This is a genomic window from Streptomyces sp. NPDC001100 (assembly GCF_053598575.1).
The window spans coordinates 1-16,251 of the sequence record NZ_JBSFKO010000067.1 but is presented as its reverse complement, the minus strand read 5'-3'; the positions used below and the strand labels follow the sequence as shown (position 1 = coordinate 16,251).

Below are 16,251 nucleotides of genomic sequence, written 5' to 3'. Positions count from 1 at the left end.
GGGCCTTTCTGCTGCTACAGGTGGAGGGCGTCGGAGATCGACTTGACGCCGCCGTGCGCCGTGAGGCCGCCGTCGACCGGGATCTCGGCGCCGTTGATGAAGGACGACTCGTCGGACAGGAGGAAGACCACGAGCGGGGCGACCTCCTCGACCGTGCCGGTGCGGCCGAGTGGTGTCTCGCGGACGTTCGCCTCGCGGAAGGCGGGCGCGGCGGTGGCGGTCATGTCCGTCTCGATGAAGCCGGGATGGATCGTGTTCAGACGGATGCCGCGGGGCCCCAGCTCCATGGCGGCGGTCTTCGACAGGCCGCGCAGCGCCCACTTGCTGGCCGTGTAGGCGACCGGGTAGTGGCCGGTGAGCGCGGCGGACGAGCCGACGTTCACGATCGAGGAGCCGGGCGGCATCAGCGGCGCCAGGTGCTGGATGCCCAGCAGCGGGCCGGTGACGTTGACCGCGTGGACCCGGGCCATGTCCTCGGGGCGTACGTCGTCGATCCGGGCCCGCCAGGTGATGCCCGCGTTGTTGACCAGGCCGTGCACCTGCCCATACGCCTCACGCAGGTCGGCGGCGAGTTCCGCCCAGTCCTTCTCGCTCGTGACGTCGAGACGGCGGCAGCCGGGTGCCTGCGTGACGTCGGTGGCGATCACCCGGGCGCCCTCGCGGGTCAGCGCCTTGGCCTCCGCGGCGCCCTGGCCACCGGCCGCGCCCGTGACCACGACGACCCTGCCGAGGAGCCGTTTGGGAGGGAGATCGGTCACGGCCGCTCCCTCGTGCGGCGACGGGCGACGGGAACGGTCATGGGGTCCGGGCCGGCCACCACGGTGTTGGAGACGGAACCGATGCCCTCGACGGTGAGGGTGACCGTGTCGCCGGGCTTCAGGGGAGGCGGGGACTGCTCACCCCGAACACCCCACAGCTCGGCGAGGCAGCCGCCGTTGCCGCAGGTCCCGGAACCGAGGACGTCGCCGGGGCGGACGACGGTGCCCCGTGAGGCGTAGGCGACCATCTCCTCGAAAGTCCAGCTCATGTTGGACAGCAGATCCTTGCCCACGACCTCGCCGTTGATCTCGGCGGTGAGCGCGAGGCGCAGGAACCCGTCCGCGTCGCGGTACTTCCCCAGCTCGTCGGCGGTGACCAGGTAAGGACCCAGCGTGGTGGCGGTGTCCTTGCCCTTGCAGGGGCCGAGGCCGACCTTCATCTCGGCGGACTGCAGGTCCCGGGCCGACCAGTCGTTGAGGACGGTGTAGCCGACGATGTGGTCGCGGGCCTGCTCGGGGGTGAGGTCGCGGCCCTCCTTGCCGATCACGGCGGCGACCTCCAGCTCGAAGTCCAGCACGCTCGAACCCGGCGGCACGGGGACGTCGTCGCCCGGGCCGTACACCGCATAGGGGTTGCCGAAGTAGAACGTCGGGGCCGCGTACCACCGCTCCGGTACCCCGGCAGCCCCGTCCACGGACCGCCGTACGCCCTCGACGTGTTCCTCGAAGGTGACGAAGTCACGCACGGTGGGCGGCTGGAGCGGTGCCAGCAGGCGCACCTCGGAGACGTGGGGGCCGGCCGGTACGTCGAGGGTTGCGGAGCCCGCGTCGAGCAGTTCGGGCAGACCGCCGCCCTCGACGAGCAGGCCGGTCAGTGAGCTGACGCCGGGCAGGGGGTGGAGCGTGCCGTCCTCTGCGACGACGGCCACCTGGCGTCGGTTGCGGTACTCGTACGTGGCGAAACGCATGGCGGTTTCCTGTCGGCTGTCGGCGTGAGGGGTGGGCACGAAGGCCGGGGGCGCGGCAGGGGAGTCAGGGCAGTGACAGGGTCACCGCGCCCCCGGGGACTCAGGGCTTCGCCGATCAGACCGGCGGGGCGACGAAGACGCCGCGGTCGACGTCGTTGAAGGACTCCTTGGTGACCAGTTCGTTCATGGCGTTGGCGGTGCCCCACTGGTCGGTGACCTCGGGCTGGGAGAAGTCGTAGACGTGGGGGTGCCAGGTGTCCTCGTCCAGTTCCTCCAACTCCGTCGTGTACTCGACGGTGTTGCCGTGCGGGTCGAGGAAGTAGGTGAAGGTGTTGTCGCCCGCCATGTGTCGTCCCGGCCCCCAGATCTTGCGGGCGCCGGAACGGATGACACGGCCGGAGCCGCGCATGTACTCGTCGATCCCGCGCATCTCGAAGGAGATGTGGTGCAGGGAGGTGTGCGGGCCCTTGGCGATGGCCATCGAGTGGTGCTGGTTGCTGATCCGCATGAAGTGCATGACGTCGCCGATGTGCGGATGGCCGAGCGTGTCGGACAGCCGGAATCCGAGGTGCTCCTCGTACCACGCCTTGGTCTTGTCCAGATCCGGCGAGTTGAGGACGACGTGCGACAGCTTGACCGGGATCGACTCCTTCTCCTCGATCTTGCGGTGCTGCCGCACCTCGACGTCGGCGGAGACCTCGATGGTGCGCCCGTCCACGTCGAAGAACCGGAAGCCGTACCCGCCCCCAGGGGTGTCCACCTTGCCCGGCTGGGTGACCAGCTCAACACCCCCGGCGAGGAGTTGCTCGGCGAGCGTGTCCACGTCGGCCGGGCTCGCGGCACCGTAGGAGACGAGGTCGAGGCGCTTCTCGTCGGCCTTGCGCAGCCGGACGACATACTGCTCGGGGGAGCCCTCGGCGGCGAGGAAGGAGATGCCGGAGTCCTCGGCGACCTTGGTCAGGCCCCAGACGCCTGCGTAGAAGTCGAGTTGCTTGTCGTAGTCCGGCACGGCGAGGTCGACGTGGCGGAGATGGGTGAGCAGGCGGTTACTCATGGGGGTCCTCCTCAGGCGAGGTTGAGCAGCGCGGCGGCGTTTTCGCCGCGGACGGAGTGGAAGTCGGTGTCGGACAGGTCCGCGGCGCGCAGCGCGCCGAGCGGGTCGTCGGTACCCATGTCGAAGGGGAAGTCGGAGCCGAGCAGGACCCGTTCCTGGCCGACCGCTCGCAGCAGCTCCCGCAGGACGTGGGGGTCATGGACGAGGGAGTCGAAGTACAGCTGCTTCAGATAGCTGCTCGGTTCCCGCTCACAGCCACGGGCGTCGGGGCGGGCCCGCCAGGCGTGGTCGGAGCGGCCGATGTGGGTGGGCAGGTAGCCGCCGCCGTGCGCCGCGATCACCTTCAGACCCGGATGGCGGTCCAGGACCCCGGAGAAGATCAGATGGGAGAGGGCGACGGCGTTCTCGGTGGGCTGGCCGACGGTGTTGGACAGGTACCACCGGTCCAGGCGCTCGTCGAGCGTGCAGCCGAAGGGGTGCAGGAAGAGGAGGGCTCCCGTCTCCTCGGCCCGCGACCAGAAGGGCTCGTACGCCGGATCCGACAGTTCGTGGCCGGGTGCGTGCGAGGAGATCTCCACGCCCCTCAGCCCCTGGTCCAGGGCGTGGTCGAGGAGGCCGACCGCGAGGTCGGGATGTTGGAGCGGGACCAGGCCCAGGCCGTGCAGGCGGTCGGGTGCCTTCGCACAGTGTGCGGCGGTGCCCTCGTTCGCCAACCGGCAGACCGTCGAGGCCAGTTGGGGCTCGGCCCAGTAGTGGTAGTGCGAGGGGGACGGGCTGACCAGCTGGATGTCCACGCCCTGCGCGTCCATGGCCGCCAGGCGGACAGCGGAGTCCGTCAGCTTCGGCACGCGCGCGCCGACCATCGGGCCGTTCACGGCCAGAGCCGCCGGTCCGTTGCGTCGGGCGTCGAGGGCGCGGGCCTCGGCGAGACCGGGATGACCGGCGACGGCCTCCTCGACCTCCGGGAGCAGGAGGTGGGCGTGGACGTCGATCGTCGGCGCGGAGGATGCTGTGGCGGTCACGGGCGCTCCTTGAGAAGGTTCATGGTGCGGCCGATCAGCCCGGGCATGTCGGCATCGCGCACGCCGTCCAGCTGCCACTGGCCGATCTGCACGGACGCCTCGACGACGGTGCGCACCCGGGGGATGCGGCGGTCGTGGTAGGCCCGGAGCAGCTCGTCGTCCCAGTCTCGTCCGCTGGTGAGCAGCTCGGCGAGGACGAGGGCGTCCTCCAGGGACATGGCCGCGCCCTGGGCCATGGTGGGCGGACAGCAGTGGGCGGCGTCGCCGATCAGCACGACCCGGCCCCGGTGCCAGGAGTCCTCGACCAGCAGGCGGTCGAACCAGGTGTAATTGACCTTCGTCGGGTCGGTGATGTGCTTGGTGATCTCGGGCCAGACTCCGCCGTAGCCCTGTGCCAGGTGGCGCATCTCGTCGGCGTAGGTGGCCGGGTTGATCGAGGTGCGGTCGCGGCACCCTTCGACGAGGTAGGCGTAGATGGTGTTCTCGCTGGTGGGGCAGTAGCCGGCGATGTAGGCGGGGCCGCCGTAGGCGAGGTCGGTGCGCGTCACGCTCTCGGGCCGTGGGGCGGCGATGCGCCAGATGGCCATGCCGGTCGGCTCGGGTTTGTCGGTGATACCGATCGCGGCGCGGGTGGCTGAGTGGAGACCGTCGGCGGCGATCACCAGGTCGTATCTGCCCTCGCTGCCGTCGCTGAAGCGTACCGAGACGCCGTCGGCGTCCTGCTCCAGTGCTTCGGCGGTGGTGCCGAGACGAACGTCGGCGCCGGAGGCGCGGACCGTGTCGATGAGGATCTGCTGGAGTTGGGGGCGCTGCATGCCGAGGGTGGCGGGCAGGTCCTCCCCGCCGGTCTGGATGTCCTCGGCGACGAACAGGACGGTGCCGTCGGGGGCGGTCACGCCCAGCGAGCCGAAGGCGTATCCGGAGGCTTCCACCTGTTCCCACACGCCGAGTTCGCGCAGGACCCGCAGGGCGTTGCCCTGGAGGGTGATGCCGGAGCCGGTGCTGGCGTTCCAGTCCGGCTTGGCCTCGATCAGGTCGACAGCGATGCCGGCGCGGCGTAGCAGGATGGTGACGGCGTTGCCTGAGGCGCCCCCGCCGATGACCAGGACGGTGGGTGTGCCCCCGGCTGGAGGCTGGGGGAGAGTGCGGCTGTCAGCCATGTCGGGGATTCCTCCGGGGTTGGGCCGCGCGACTTCGGGCGGCGGGGGCTGCGGCTCGCCCGTTGGGAGCACGGGCCAGAGGTGGGGACGGGGGTGCGGGGCCGGATGCGCCGCTGCTGTCCGGGAAACGGCGCATCCGGCAGTGGTGCGGGTTACTTGACGGCGATCGGGTTGACCGGGGAGCCCACGGCGCCGGTGATGGGGAGGGGAGCGGCGGTGAGCCAGAACTCGTACACGCCATCGGCGGCGCAGTCGGCGGCGAGTGCGTCGAGGTCCCACATCTCGCCGATCAGCAGGCCCATGTTGGGGATGACGACCTGGTGCAGCGGCTGGAAGGCGTCGTCGAATTCGTTGGGACGGACCTCGAAGCCCCAGGTGTCGGTGGCGATGGCGGCGATCTCGCTGCCGTGCAACCAGCCGGCGGTGGTGAACGACAGGCCGGGCGCGGGGCCGCCCGCGTAGTCGCCCCAGCCGTTGCGCCTTGCGCGGGCGAGGTGTCCGGTGCGGACGAGCACGACGTCGCCGCGGCCGACGGTCACCCTGTGGGCCTCGGCGGCCCGGGTGAGGTGCTCCTCGGTGATGGCGAACCCGTCGGGCAGCTCGCCGTCCGTGCCGACGACCTGGCCGACGTCGAGGAGCACGCCGCGTCCGGCGACGTGCGGCGCCATGTGCTCGATGCCGGTGACGAGGTCGCCTTCGGAGGTGACCACCTTGTCGGCGCGCCGCCCGTTCCAGGCGAATCCGTGGTCGAAGATGTGGCCGAGTCCGTCCCACTGGGTCGAGCACTGCAACGGCATGGCGATCACGTCGTCGGCGCCGCCGATGCCGTGCGGGAAACCCTGGTTGCCCAGCGCCGCGTCGGTGCCCGTGTCGAGCATGGTGTGCACCGGGTTGGTCCGCCGGCGCCAGCCCTTCTGCGGGCCGTTCATGTCGAACCGCTGCGACAACGAGAAGCTGACGCCGCGGCGCACGAGCGCCGCGCCCTCGCGGCGCTTGGCCTCGTCGAGGAAGTTCAGCGTGCCGAGCACGTCGTCCTCACCCCAACGCCCCCAGTTGGAGTACGCCTTGGCGGCCTGGGCGATCGCGCCCTCCGGGTCGCGGCGGTCCAGGCTCATGTCGTTCCCTCCGCGACACAGCGGGTGCGCTGCACGCCCAGACCGGTGATGGTCCCCTCCATGACGTCGCCGTCGCGCAGCAGGCGTCCCCAGTGCATCCCGTTGCCGGCCGGGCTGCCGGTCAACACCAGGTCACCGGGTAGGAGTTGAGCTGTCTGCGAGGCGTACGACACCAATCGGGCGACTCCGAAGAGCATGTCCTTGGTGGACTCGTCCTGCATGGTGTCGTCGTTGAGCTTGAGCGTGACCCGCAGGTCACCGGTGTCCGCGATCGACTCGGCCGGTACGAGCCACGGGCCGAGCGGCGTGAAGCCGGGGGCGTTCTTGCTGCGCAGCCAGTCGGTGCCGATGGCCTTCATGTCCCGGCGGAAGACGGTGGCGCGGTCGGTGAGGTCGTTGGCGATGGTGTAGCCGGCGACGTACTCCAGGGCCTCCTCGACCGTCACCTGGTAGGCGGGCTTGGCGATGACGGCCGCCAACTCCAGCTCCCAGTCCGGCTTTTCGGCCCAGGCGGGCAGGACCACGTCGTCGTACGGGCCGGCAATCGCGCTCGGCAGACCGATGAAGACGTACGGGAGGTCCTCGGCGGCCCGGCGGTCCATGACCGCGGCGATCTCCTCGCGGGCCTCCTCGACCGTGCGCGGGTCGTCGGGGGAGCGGTGGGCGACCTCCAGGTCGATCACGTGCTGCCGGTAGTTGGCGCCGGACTGGAAGATCTGCCGCGGCTCGATGGGGGCGTGCACGCGCAGGCCCTCCAGCGGCAGCCACCCGAGGGCGTCGTTGTCCGCCAGACCGTGCAGAACGGGGAGGGCCTCCTCCCACCGCTCCACCACGGCGCGCACGCTGGACGGTGCCCAGGCCAGGACACTGCTCAAGTCGAGTACCCGGCCCTTGGCCAGGAGGCCGGGGAACGGCTCTCCGTCCTGACTGGAGAACGTGCCGAGCGCGAACGGGCCGGCAGGTTGCGCGAGCGTTGCCATCAGATTTCCTCCTGCGGGGGTGGGGTCTACTCTGACCCCGATCGGTTAATCACGGAAATCAATCCTGTGGATGTGCCGAATCCATGACATGGATGACTCTCGCTTGCTAGGTGGTTGCCCGGTGAACCTGTCCCGACTCGACCTCAATCTGGTCCTCGCCCTGCGCGCGCTGCTGGAGGAGCGCAATGTCACCCGGGCCGGCGAGCGCATCGGGCTGAGTCAGCCCGCCATGAGCGCGGCGCTGTCCCGGCTGCGCCGCCATTTCGACGACGAATTGCTCGCCCGGACCGGCAACTCCTACGAGCTGACGCCGCTCGGCACCGCCCTGCGGGACCGCAGCGCCACCGCGTGCGACCTGCTGGAGCGGGTCTTCTCCAGCCAGGCCGACTTCGACGCGACTGCCGAGACCCGAGAGTTCACCCTGCTCGCCTCCGACTACGGAGCGGCCGTCTTCGGTGCCGCACTCGCCCGCGCCCTGCACGAGGAGGCGCCCGGCATCCGGCTCACCTTCCAGCACCCGGCACCGTCCGTCGTGGAGAACACCGCCACCGTGCTGAGCACCGTCGACGGACTGCTGATGCCGCACGGCGTCATCGACGGCTTGCCCGCCATCGACCTCCACCAGGACCGCTGGCTGTTCCTGGTCGCCGACGATCACCCCGAGGTCGGTGACGAACTCACCCTGGACCAGCTGGGGCGTCTGCCCTGGGCCGTCTACCAGCGTCCCTACGACGCCCCGGCCGCCCGCCAGCTCAGCATGATAGGGATCAGTCCCCAGGTCGAGGTGTCCGTGCAGACCTTCCAGCTGCTGCCCCACATGGTCGAGGGCACCCGCCGGATCGCGATGATCCAGGAGCGCCTGGCGCGCAAGGCGGTCCGGTCCGCGGCGGTGCGCGTCCTGCCCTGCCCGTTCGAGGCGGTACCGGTGCGGGAGGCGATGTGGTGGCACCCGGTGCACACTCAGGACGCGGGCCACATCTGGCTGCGGCAGAAGGCCGCGGAGGTGGGCGCGACACTGGCGGGCAACGGCTACAGCAATGGCACGGGCCCAGGGAAGGCCGTGCCCGTCGACCAGAACGCGGGGCTGCCGCCGGGCCGGCTCTGACCAGGCGCGGCGGCAGCCCGTGAGCGACGCGCTGTCGGCGGGCGGACTGGCCGCCCTCAGAACTACCGCTCCGGCAACCGCCGGGGACGACACCCGTACAGCGGGCGGACCGGCTACCCTCAGGCCAACGCTCCGGCAACAGCCGGGAACGGACAACATCCGTACAACGGCCGGCCCGCGCGCCCTCAGGCCAACCGCTCCGGCAACGGCCAAGGACCGATAGCGCCCGTACACCGGCCTGACCCTCAGGCCAACTGCTCCGGCAACGGCCGGGGATCGACGGCACCCGTACGACGGCGGGCCGCCCACAGCCCCGCCGCGACGAGGGCGGCGGCCAGCCCCAGCACGCCCACCGCACCGGTGAGGCTGCCGACGGCAGACTCCCCGGCGAGCAGCACGAGCGGGCAGATGAACTCGCCGCCGAAGAAGGCCGCCGTCCACAGTCCCGTGCCACGGCCGCGGTCCTCGAACGCCAGCCGGGACATGGCACTGGTGAGGAGGGCGGGCAGCAGCATGCCGGTGCCCACGCAGTTGACGACGGCCCCGAGGACCAGCAGCGGGGCGTTGGCCGCCAGGAACATCACCCCGAAGCCGACGGCGCAGACCGCGAGAACGGCGGGCAGCATCGGGTCGGGAGAGCGCTTGAGACGGGCGAAGGTGACCGCGCCGCCCACGGTGGCGGCACTCGCGACCGCGGTGGCCAGGCCGATCACGCCGGAGTTCTCCACCCCGAGGTCGTCAAGCAGGTACGCCATCTCCACCGGGACGGTGTAGAAGACCATCGCCCCGAAGAAGGTGAGGGCGCAGATGCCCGCCAGCTGCCGCCAGGGGAACGGGCGGCGGGCCTCCGCCTCGGCCGGAGCCGCGGCCGGGACCTCGTCGCCGTCCGCACGGGCTGCCGGGTTGGACAGGGCGGTTGCCATCAGCGGGGCCAGTACCAGGCTCACGGCGTACACCCAGAAGGGCACGCGCCAGCCCGCCGATCCGGCGGCGCCGCCGAGCACGAAGAAGACGGTGGCCGATGCCGAGGCGCACATGGTCTGCAGGGCGAGGTACTTCACCCGCTGCCGACCACTGTAGTAGTCGCCGATCAGGGTCGTGCAGGCTGTCATGATCGCGGCCTCGGCGACTCCCACCAGCGCGCGGCTGGCGATGATGCCGCCCAGCGAGTCCAGCCACAGCGGTGCCGTACCGAACAGCGCGTACAGGACGGTCGCCACGACCAGCAGGCGCTTGCGGCCCACCCTGTCCACGATCACACCGGCGAACGGGGCCAGCAGCGCCAGCGCGAGCGCTGGGACCGTCAGCGCGAGGGGCACCAGCGCCTTGACCCCCGGGACCGAGGCGAAGTGGTCCTGCATCTTCGGCAGCACCGGGGCGATCAGCACCGCCCCCAGGATCGGCAGACAACTGCCCGCCATCAGAAGGGTCACCCGCAGCAGATGGGCCGGGCCCGACACGGCGACGGCTGATGGAGCGGTGGCATCGACCGCGGCGGGAGGCGGCGGGGGCACGGAACTGGGCATGGCGACTCCAGGGGACGGCGTAAGGGAGCAGGCATGCCTTACGGGCGCCGACGACGCACGGCATGCTGGGGGACTCGCACGCCGGCGGCATCCGGACAGCGGCGTGCGGTAGCGACGACTATGGGGGCGCCAAGGCGCCGTTGCCATCCCCAGCGCAATCCGAATCCCGTATCCGGGCTATCCACACGGTGGATGGGATGGGCAACCGTTACGCAGACGGAAGACGTGCACGGCCGTTCCTGCGCGCGGACAGCGGTGTCCCGGAACTCGGCGTCCCGGCTCCCGGGACACCGCCGGCGCCGGCACGGTCGCGCACGCCAGGCAGCGTCAGGCCACCAACTTGCCCCACCCCGACGCCCCGCACGCCATCACCCGTGCGCACCCGCTGGCCGACCTCGCCGAAATCGTCCGTCTCTACGGCCTGCGGCCGTGGATCGAGCAGAGCTACAAACAGATCAAGGACGAACTGGGCTGGGCCGACATCTGCAGGGTGAGCTGGAGTTTTTCCTTCGCCCAGGTCGCAAGGCGGCCGGTGTGGCCGCCGTCGGCCCACACCAGAGTGATCTCCCTGAACCGTGTCCGTAGCACGGGCAGCATGGCGCGGGCGGCCTGGCGGTCGGTGACATGTGCGGCGGTCACCCAGACCATCAGCAAGAGGCCGCGAGGTTGTGCGTGATGACGTGCCGGCGCCTGCCATTGAACCTCGCCGAGCAGCCGCACGCAGGGGCCGAGATCGGCGGCCGTACGGGGCCGGAGACGCCAAGCGGGGCCGGGCCCGTCCGGGTCTTGTCCGGTCATCGTCGTCGGGTGGGGGCCGTGAGCGACACGGTGGGATCGTCGATGAACGCTTCTTCCTTCACTGCGTGTCGCGGTTTACGCATGGACAGGGTGTCGAACGCCCCCGCACCGTGATAGGTGAGCGTGATCGTCGGACTCTCGGTGTACGTCGCCCAGTCCAGCCTGGGGTCCCGACCGGCCCTGCGAGGGAACGTCAGACGCTGTGGCACGGGCGCTGATTGGGGGAAGTGCGGGGGATAGGCCGACCGCGGTGTCGCCACGCCATGTTCGTCCAGTGCCGGCGCGAACTGTTCCCCGCCGCTGGTCACCACGATCGTGGCGCCGACGATGATCAGCAGTAGCCCGGGGATCGTCGCGATCACGATGTCCTGGCCCATGAACTGCCAGGCGGCGAGCGCGGCCACGGGGGTCTCGAGCAGGAGCAGGACGCTCATCGTCGTCGCCGATGTTCTGCCCAGAACGAAGTTCAGTGAGCCGAGCCCCAGGATCTGCGGGAGGAGCAGCAGCCCGAGCAGCGACAGCTGGGTGGACCTGTCGAAGCCGGTCAGAGGGATGTCGGCCAGCCGGCAGACGACGAGGAGTTCCATACCGCAGACGAGCGAGGTGAACGTCGAGTAGAGCGGTGTGCTCACATCCGCGCGTGACTTCTCGCTCAGGGCCGTGTATCCGGCCTGGGCGATGGCCCCGACCAGGGCGAGCAGGTCGCCAAGGAGCGCCGTACCACCGGACTTGATGTCGAGACCGGCCGCCGCGGCCGCTCCCGCCACCGAGAGTAAGAGTCCTGTCCAGGTCCTTCGGGAGGCCTTGGTGCCCTGAGCTGCGGCGATGAGGGCCTGCCAGACGGGCTGGGTGGCCACGAGGGCGGTGGACATGGCGACCGAGGTGAGTCGGGTGCTCGTCATGAAGGCCGCGAAGTGCAGGGCGAGTGCGGTGGCGCCGAGGAAGCCAAAGACCAGGGGCCGCCACTGTTCGCGGCGCAGGATGCCGCGTTCACCGCGCGCGACGCGCACCACCTCGCGGCGGCGCAGAAGCAGGAGGAGCGGTCCGAGTACGGCGAAGCCCAGGCAGTTGCGCCAGAAGGCCATGGCGAGCGGTGAGGCGGTGGCGGCAGCGGTGAGGGGCGCAGTGGCCGAGATGGAGACGACGGTGACCGTCATTGCCGCGATGGTCAGCGGATCGATCCTGGATTTCACGCGCGCGTACCGCCAGCCGTGTCGGTACCGCTGTCCGCATATGCCAGTGCTCCGCAGTGGTCTGCTGACCATCCAATTCTGATCATTTGGTACGCGGTTCCTGTGCGGCGGGAAACGATGGGGGGAGAGAGACGAGAGCGGCGCCGGTGGGCAAGGGCTCCCGCGGGGCTCGTAGCCCGAGGTGTCACTGCGCTCGCGTTGCCTGCATTGCTTTCCGCCGAGATGTGACAGGCTCCAGTTGATCGGCCGGTACTGGAACCGGGCAACCCACTTGGGGCCGAAGTGCCCCTACGGGACAAGGATCTTGCCTGTCAGGGCAAGATCAGCCGGGGCAGTGAACCGCACCGCCCGCACCGGCGTCTGCGCTCACGGATCCGCTGACGCCGTCTTGCGGAAGCCCTTCGTCACACAGTTGGGCGCGATGCCCGACTCGGAATCGGCGTAGCTGGGAGACCGCCGGGCCCGGGGTGGCCGAAGAAGCATGGGCCGGGAACGGGAACACCCTGGGGTGCGGCAGACCCAGGCAAAAACGCCGACGCGGATGCGTGAACTGCCACGGCTCAGGCACAGTGATTCCTCATGCGGTTTGTCAAGCCGCGAGAGCGGTGGGCGGCGTGGGTTCGTAGCACCGTCGGTCGCGCAACAGGGCCCAGAGACACCTCACTGAACCGTTCCGGGTTTGATCGAGACTCTAGGTCGTGACTGTGACCTGGGGTTTCGTGGTTTCGCGGTAGTACTTGGTCTCGTATTCGGCGGGCGGGATGTGCCCTATTTCACCGTGGAGCCGAGGGTGGCAGTACCAGTCGACCCATTCGGCAGTGGCAAGTTCGACCTGGGAAAGCGTCTTCCAGGGCCGACGAGGCTTGATCAACTCAGTCTTGAACAGGCCGATCGTGGACTCCATGAGGGCGTTGTCATAGGCGTCGCCGACCGATCCGATCGACGCGGCGATGCCTGCCCGGCCAAGGTGCTCGGCGAGCGCGAACGATGTGTACTGGCGAGCCGGCATCGGAGTGGTGTATCAACTCGCCTTTCTTGTAAGGGTGTTGGTCTCGGTCGCGCTGCCACAAGGCCATCTCCAGGGCGTCCAGGACAAGCTGTGTCTCTTTCGATGTGGCTGCCGACCAGCCGACGATGCGGCGGAAGAAGGTGTCCACGACGAAGGCGACGTAGACGACGCCGGCGAACGTGGTGACGTGGGTGAATCGGCGACCCAGCAACGGTTCGGGGCGGGGGCGACGAAGTCGCGCTCCACGAGGTCCGGCGCCCGTTCCGCGCTCGCGTCGGGGATGGTGGTGATCACCTTTTTTGCCGCGGACCGCGCCGGCGATGCCGAGTTCACGCATGAGGCGCTCGACGGTGCAGCGGGCCACCGCGACATCCTGGCGGTTCAGGTGCCGCCAGATCTTCCGGGCGCCGTAGACCCGGTAGTTGACCTCGTACGCCTCGATGATGAGGGTCTTGAGTTCGGCGTCGCGGACGGTGCGGGCAGCGGGTGCGGCCTGGCGTTTGTGGTGGGCGTAGTAGGCGGAGGGGGCGATCTTGCAGTCGTGGTCGGTGAGGACCCGGCAGATCGGCTCGACGCCCCCGAAGCGGTCCTTGTGCTCGTCGATGAACGCTACGAGCGTGTGTGTGGCCGGCCGAGCTCGGCCGCGAAGAAAGACGCCGCGGCCTTGAGGATGTCGTTGGCCCGTTTCAGCTCGGCGTTCTCCTTCTTCAGCCGCTTCAGCTCGGCCGACTCCTCGCTCGTGGTGCCCGGATGGGACCCGGCGTCGATCTGGTCCTGCCGCACCCACTTACGCAGCGTCTCGGTCGTGCCGATGCCCAGCTTCTGGGCTACCGCTTTCATCGCGGCCCACTCGGTGTCGCACTCCGGCCGGACCTCGGCGACCATCCGTACCGCACGACGGCGCAGCTCAAGCGGGTACTGGGAAGGACGTGCCATGACTCGATCCTCTCAAACGATCGAGTCCCTACCGAACCCGGAACGGTTCAGTTGGTGCCGCGCGAGCTGGGTGCGGGTGGTCGTGGATCGCTCGCAACGGTGAGGGCTGCCACTTGCCTGGCGGAGTTACGTGGACAGGGTCACCCGGGCGTAACTCCTTCTCTGGAAACCGGGCGGACAAGGGACGGTCAAGACTGCGTCATGTGAAATCTGTGCCTGAGAGAGCAGGGGTCAGTCAACGTACTGAGAGAGCAAGCAGATGCGATTCCCGACGAAGGGCAACTCCTTGATCCCGCGACGCATCGTCCAGAGCCTGGTGATCGGGCTCGCCTGCCCGCTCCTACTGGGGGCATGCAGCTCCTCGAACGGCGCCCGACCTGGCAGTGCTGCGCCAGCCACGTCGAACCCGGCATCTTCCGCTCCGGCTGCCTCAACGCCGGCCAGCAGCGGCGGTTCTGCGAGCGGACAGACGGCCATAACCACCATGGTGAAGGCTGAGGCACTGAAGGGCATGGGCAGTGTGGTCACCGACGACCAGGGGATGACTCTCTACCGCTATGACAAGGATGAGCCGTCCCCGTCCAAATGGACTTGCTCCGGGGCCTGCACAAAGACCTGGGTGCCAGTGATCGTGCAGAGCTCGGTGCAGACCTCGGGAGTTGCGAAGAGCCTTCTCGGCACGGTTCACCGAAACGGTCTGACGCAGCTCACTCTTGCTGGTTGGCCCCTCTACCGGTATATCGGCGACACGACAGCCCAACAGGCAAACGGCCAAGGGAAAGACAAAGAATGGTACGCCGTCACCCCGACTGGACAGAAATCTGCAGCGTCGGGCTGACACCCAAAGCATGATCGCAGGCCGGGGCGTAGAAGCAGATCGGAGTGCGGGTGCCACAACCGCGGCCGTTGTGCCGCCCCGTTTCAGTCTGCTCCCGAGGCGACGCAGGCGGCAGCGCGGCTCACGGAGTCGAGAATGAGGCTCGGTAGACGTGTCGACGATGATGGCGTTTGGCAGCCTTCCGCTGTGCATGGACAGCGGGAGGCTGCTACAGAGATCCGTTGCCCCACACTGGTCAGGTGCGGAGATTCACGGCTTCGGTGGCTCCGGTCCATACGAGGGTTGCGTCCAGGGAAGTGGTGTATGGGTTCGACCTGATCCGGGGGTTTGCTCCGGCATTGGGGATGGTGCCCGCATAGATGAACGGCCACCGGCTGATCTTCGAAGTGTCGAAGCCTCGAAGGAGATCAGCACGATGACCGCACCTGACAGTCTGCCCCTGCACGCCCTCGCCGAGGACAACCTCGCCGCGGCGAGTCCCGATCTGCTGCGCGCGATGGTCAAGACGTTCGCCGACGCGCTCATGTCCGCGGAGGCTGATGCCCTCTGCAATGCCGAATACGGGCAGGTCAGCGACGAACGCGTCAACCATCGCAACGGCTATCGCCCGCGCGAGTGGGACACCAGGGCGGGCACCGTCGAACTGGCCATCCCCAAGCTCAGGACCGGCAGTTACTTCCCGCACTGGCTGCCGGAGCGTCGCCGCCGGGCCGAGCAGGCCCTCATCAGCGTGGTCGCCACCGCCTATCTGCTCGGCGTCAGCACACGCCGGGTCGAGAAGCTCGCCGAGTCCCTGGGCGTCACCCAGCTGTCGAAGTCCCAGGTAAGCGCGATGGCCAAGCACCTGGACGAGCAGGTCGCCGCGTTCCGCAACCGCCCCCTGGACCAAGGGCCTTACGCCTTCGTCTGGGTGGACGCGCTGACCCAGAAGGTCCGCGAGGGCGGCCGCATCATCAACGTCCACGCGCTGACCGCAGTCGGCGTCAATGCAGACGGCCACCGCGAGATCCTCGGCATCGACGTGGCCACCGCCGAGGACGGCGCCGGCTGGCTGGCCTTCCTGCGCTCTCTGGTCGCCCGGGGCCTGTCAGGCGTCCAACTCGTCGTCTCCGACGCGCACATGGGTCTGGTCAACGCGATCGGCGCCACCCTGCCCGGCGCGAGCTGGCAGCGGTGCCGCACCCACTACGCCCGCGCACTGCTGAGCCAGGTGCCCAAGTCGGCCCAGCCGTGGGTGGCCACCCTGCTGCGGACCGTCTTCGAACAGCCCGACACGACGGCTGTCCAGGCCCAGATGCGCCACGTCCTGGACGCTCTGGAGGCCAAGTTCCCCAAGGCGGCAGCTCACTTGGACGCCGCGCAGGGCGACGTGCTGGCGTTCACCGCGTTCCCGCGCGAGATCTGGCGGCAGATCTGGTCGAACAACCCGCAGGAACGACTGAACAAGGAGATCCGCCGCCGCACCGACGTGGTCGGCATCTTCCCCGACCGCACCGCCCTGATCCGGCTGGTCGGCGCAGTGCTGGCCGAGCAGAACGACGAGTGGACCGAGGCCCGCCGATACATGGGACTCGACCTGCTGGCCAAGGCCCGCCTCCACTCGATCGAGTCAGAAACCGACGAAACAGTCATCCCGACGGAACTCACCGCTTAGCCTCAAAGAAGAGATCACCGAGTGGCCGTCGATACACCACTCCCGCGGACGTGACCCATACGAGCAAGCCGTGGTGCCCGGACCTTCGTGGGGTACTGGCGGCAGGGGCTCAACGAGGAGCAGCTGCGCGAAGCC

The 16,251-nt window shown here is 69.3% G+C and carries 12 protein-coding genes and 2 pseudogenes; 4 read left to right on the top strand and 10 right to left on the bottom strand.

Annotation, left to right across the window (positions count from 1 at the left end; genetic code table 11):
- Positions 1-14: 14 nt before the first annotated feature.
- The 7 genes from ACWDEW_RS47120 to ACWDEW_RS47090 form a co-directional block, all read right to left on the bottom strand.
- The gene (locus ACWDEW_RS47120; protein WP_450522280.1) at positions 15-758 is read right to left on the bottom strand and encodes an SDR family NAD(P)-dependent oxidoreductase; all 744 of its coding nucleotides are present in this window, start codon (positions 756-758) and stop codon (positions 15-17) included.
- The gene (locus tag ACWDEW_RS47115; RefSeq protein WP_450522278.1) at positions 755-1,726 is read right to left on the bottom strand and encodes a fumarylacetoacetate hydrolase family protein; all 972 of its coding nucleotides are present in this window, start codon (positions 1,724-1,726) and stop codon (positions 755-757) included. Before ACWDEW_RS47115 ends, ACWDEW_RS47120 begins: the two co-directional genes overlap by 4 nt.
- 115 nt (positions 1,727-1,841) lie before the next feature.
- Complete coding sequence (locus ACWDEW_RS47110) at positions 1,842-2,780, bottom strand: VOC family protein (protein ID WP_450522276.1); 939 nt, start codon at positions 2,778-2,780, stop codon at positions 1,842-1,844.
- An 11-nt stretch (positions 2,781-2,791) separates the two neighbouring features.
- Positions 2,792-3,802, bottom strand: a complete 1,011-nt coding sequence (locus ACWDEW_RS47105; RefSeq protein WP_450522275.1) for an amidohydrolase family protein — start codon at positions 3,800-3,802, stop codon at positions 2,792-2,794.
- Positions 3,799-4,962, bottom strand: a complete 1,164-nt coding sequence (locus ACWDEW_RS47100) for an FAD-dependent oxidoreductase (protein WP_450522273.1) — start codon at positions 4,960-4,962, stop codon at positions 3,799-3,801. Before ACWDEW_RS47100 ends, ACWDEW_RS47105 begins: the two co-directional genes overlap by 4 nt.
- Positions 4,963-5,114: 152 nt before the next feature.
- Entirely contained in the window at positions 5,115-6,077 is a 963-nt protein-coding gene (locus ACWDEW_RS47095) for a cyclase family protein (protein ID WP_450522271.1), read from the bottom strand.
- Positions 6,074-7,057, bottom strand: a complete 984-nt coding sequence (locus ACWDEW_RS47090; RefSeq protein ID WP_450522269.1) for a fumarylacetoacetate hydrolase family protein — start codon at positions 7,055-7,057, stop codon at positions 6,074-6,076. Before ACWDEW_RS47090 ends, ACWDEW_RS47095 begins: the two co-directional genes overlap by 4 nt.
- A 121-nt stretch (positions 7,058-7,178) precedes the next feature.
- Between ACWDEW_RS47090 and ACWDEW_RS47085 the strand changes: the two genes are divergently transcribed.
- Positions 7,179-8,162 (top strand): LysR family transcriptional regulator, encoded by a 984-nt coding sequence (locus ACWDEW_RS47085; protein WP_450522267.1) that lies wholly within the window; start codon positions 7,179-7,181, stop codon positions 8,160-8,162.
- A 245-nt stretch (positions 8,163-8,407) separates the two neighbouring features.
- Here the strand turns inward: ACWDEW_RS47085 and ACWDEW_RS47080 are convergent, their stop codons facing one another.
- Positions 8,408-9,688: an MFS transporter gene (locus ACWDEW_RS47080; protein WP_450522265.1), complete on the bottom strand. Its 1,281-nt coding sequence runs from the start codon at positions 9,686-9,688 to the stop codon at positions 8,408-8,410.
- A 331-nt stretch (positions 9,689-10,019) separates the two neighbouring features.
- On the opposite strand from ACWDEW_RS47080, the pseudogene ACWDEW_RS47075 reads away from it, so the two are divergent.
- Positions 10,020-10,270, top strand: a pseudogene (locus ACWDEW_RS47075) (IS701 family transposase); the annotation flags it as partial.
- A gap of 212 nt (positions 10,271-10,482) precedes the next feature.
- On the opposite strand, the gene ACWDEW_RS47070 reads toward ACWDEW_RS47075, so the two are convergent.
- Both ACWDEW_RS47070 and ACWDEW_RS47065 read right to left on the bottom strand, forming a co-directional pair.
- Entirely contained in the window at positions 10,483-11,643 is a 1,161-nt protein-coding gene (locus ACWDEW_RS47070) for a DMT family transporter (RefSeq protein WP_450522263.1), read from the bottom strand.
- A 727-nt stretch (positions 11,644-12,370) separates the two neighbouring features.
- A pseudogene (locus ACWDEW_RS47065) lies at positions 12,371-13,624 on the bottom strand (IS3 family transposase).
- A 484-nt stretch (positions 13,625-14,108) separates the two neighbouring features.
- On the opposite strand from ACWDEW_RS47065, the gene ACWDEW_RS47060 reads away from it, so the two are divergent.
- Together ACWDEW_RS47060 and ACWDEW_RS47055 are read left to right on the top strand one after the other, a co-directional pair.
- Complete coding sequence (locus ACWDEW_RS47060) at positions 14,109-14,462, top strand: hypothetical protein (RefSeq protein ID WP_450522261.1); 354 nt, start codon at positions 14,109-14,111, stop codon at positions 14,460-14,462.
- A gap of 415 nt (positions 14,463-14,877) precedes the next feature.
- Positions 14,878-16,116 (top strand): IS256 family transposase, encoded by a 1,239-nt coding sequence (locus tag ACWDEW_RS47055; protein ID WP_450522260.1) that lies wholly within the window; start codon positions 14,878-14,880, stop codon positions 16,114-16,116.
- Positions 16,117-16,251 lie beyond the last annotated feature (135 nt).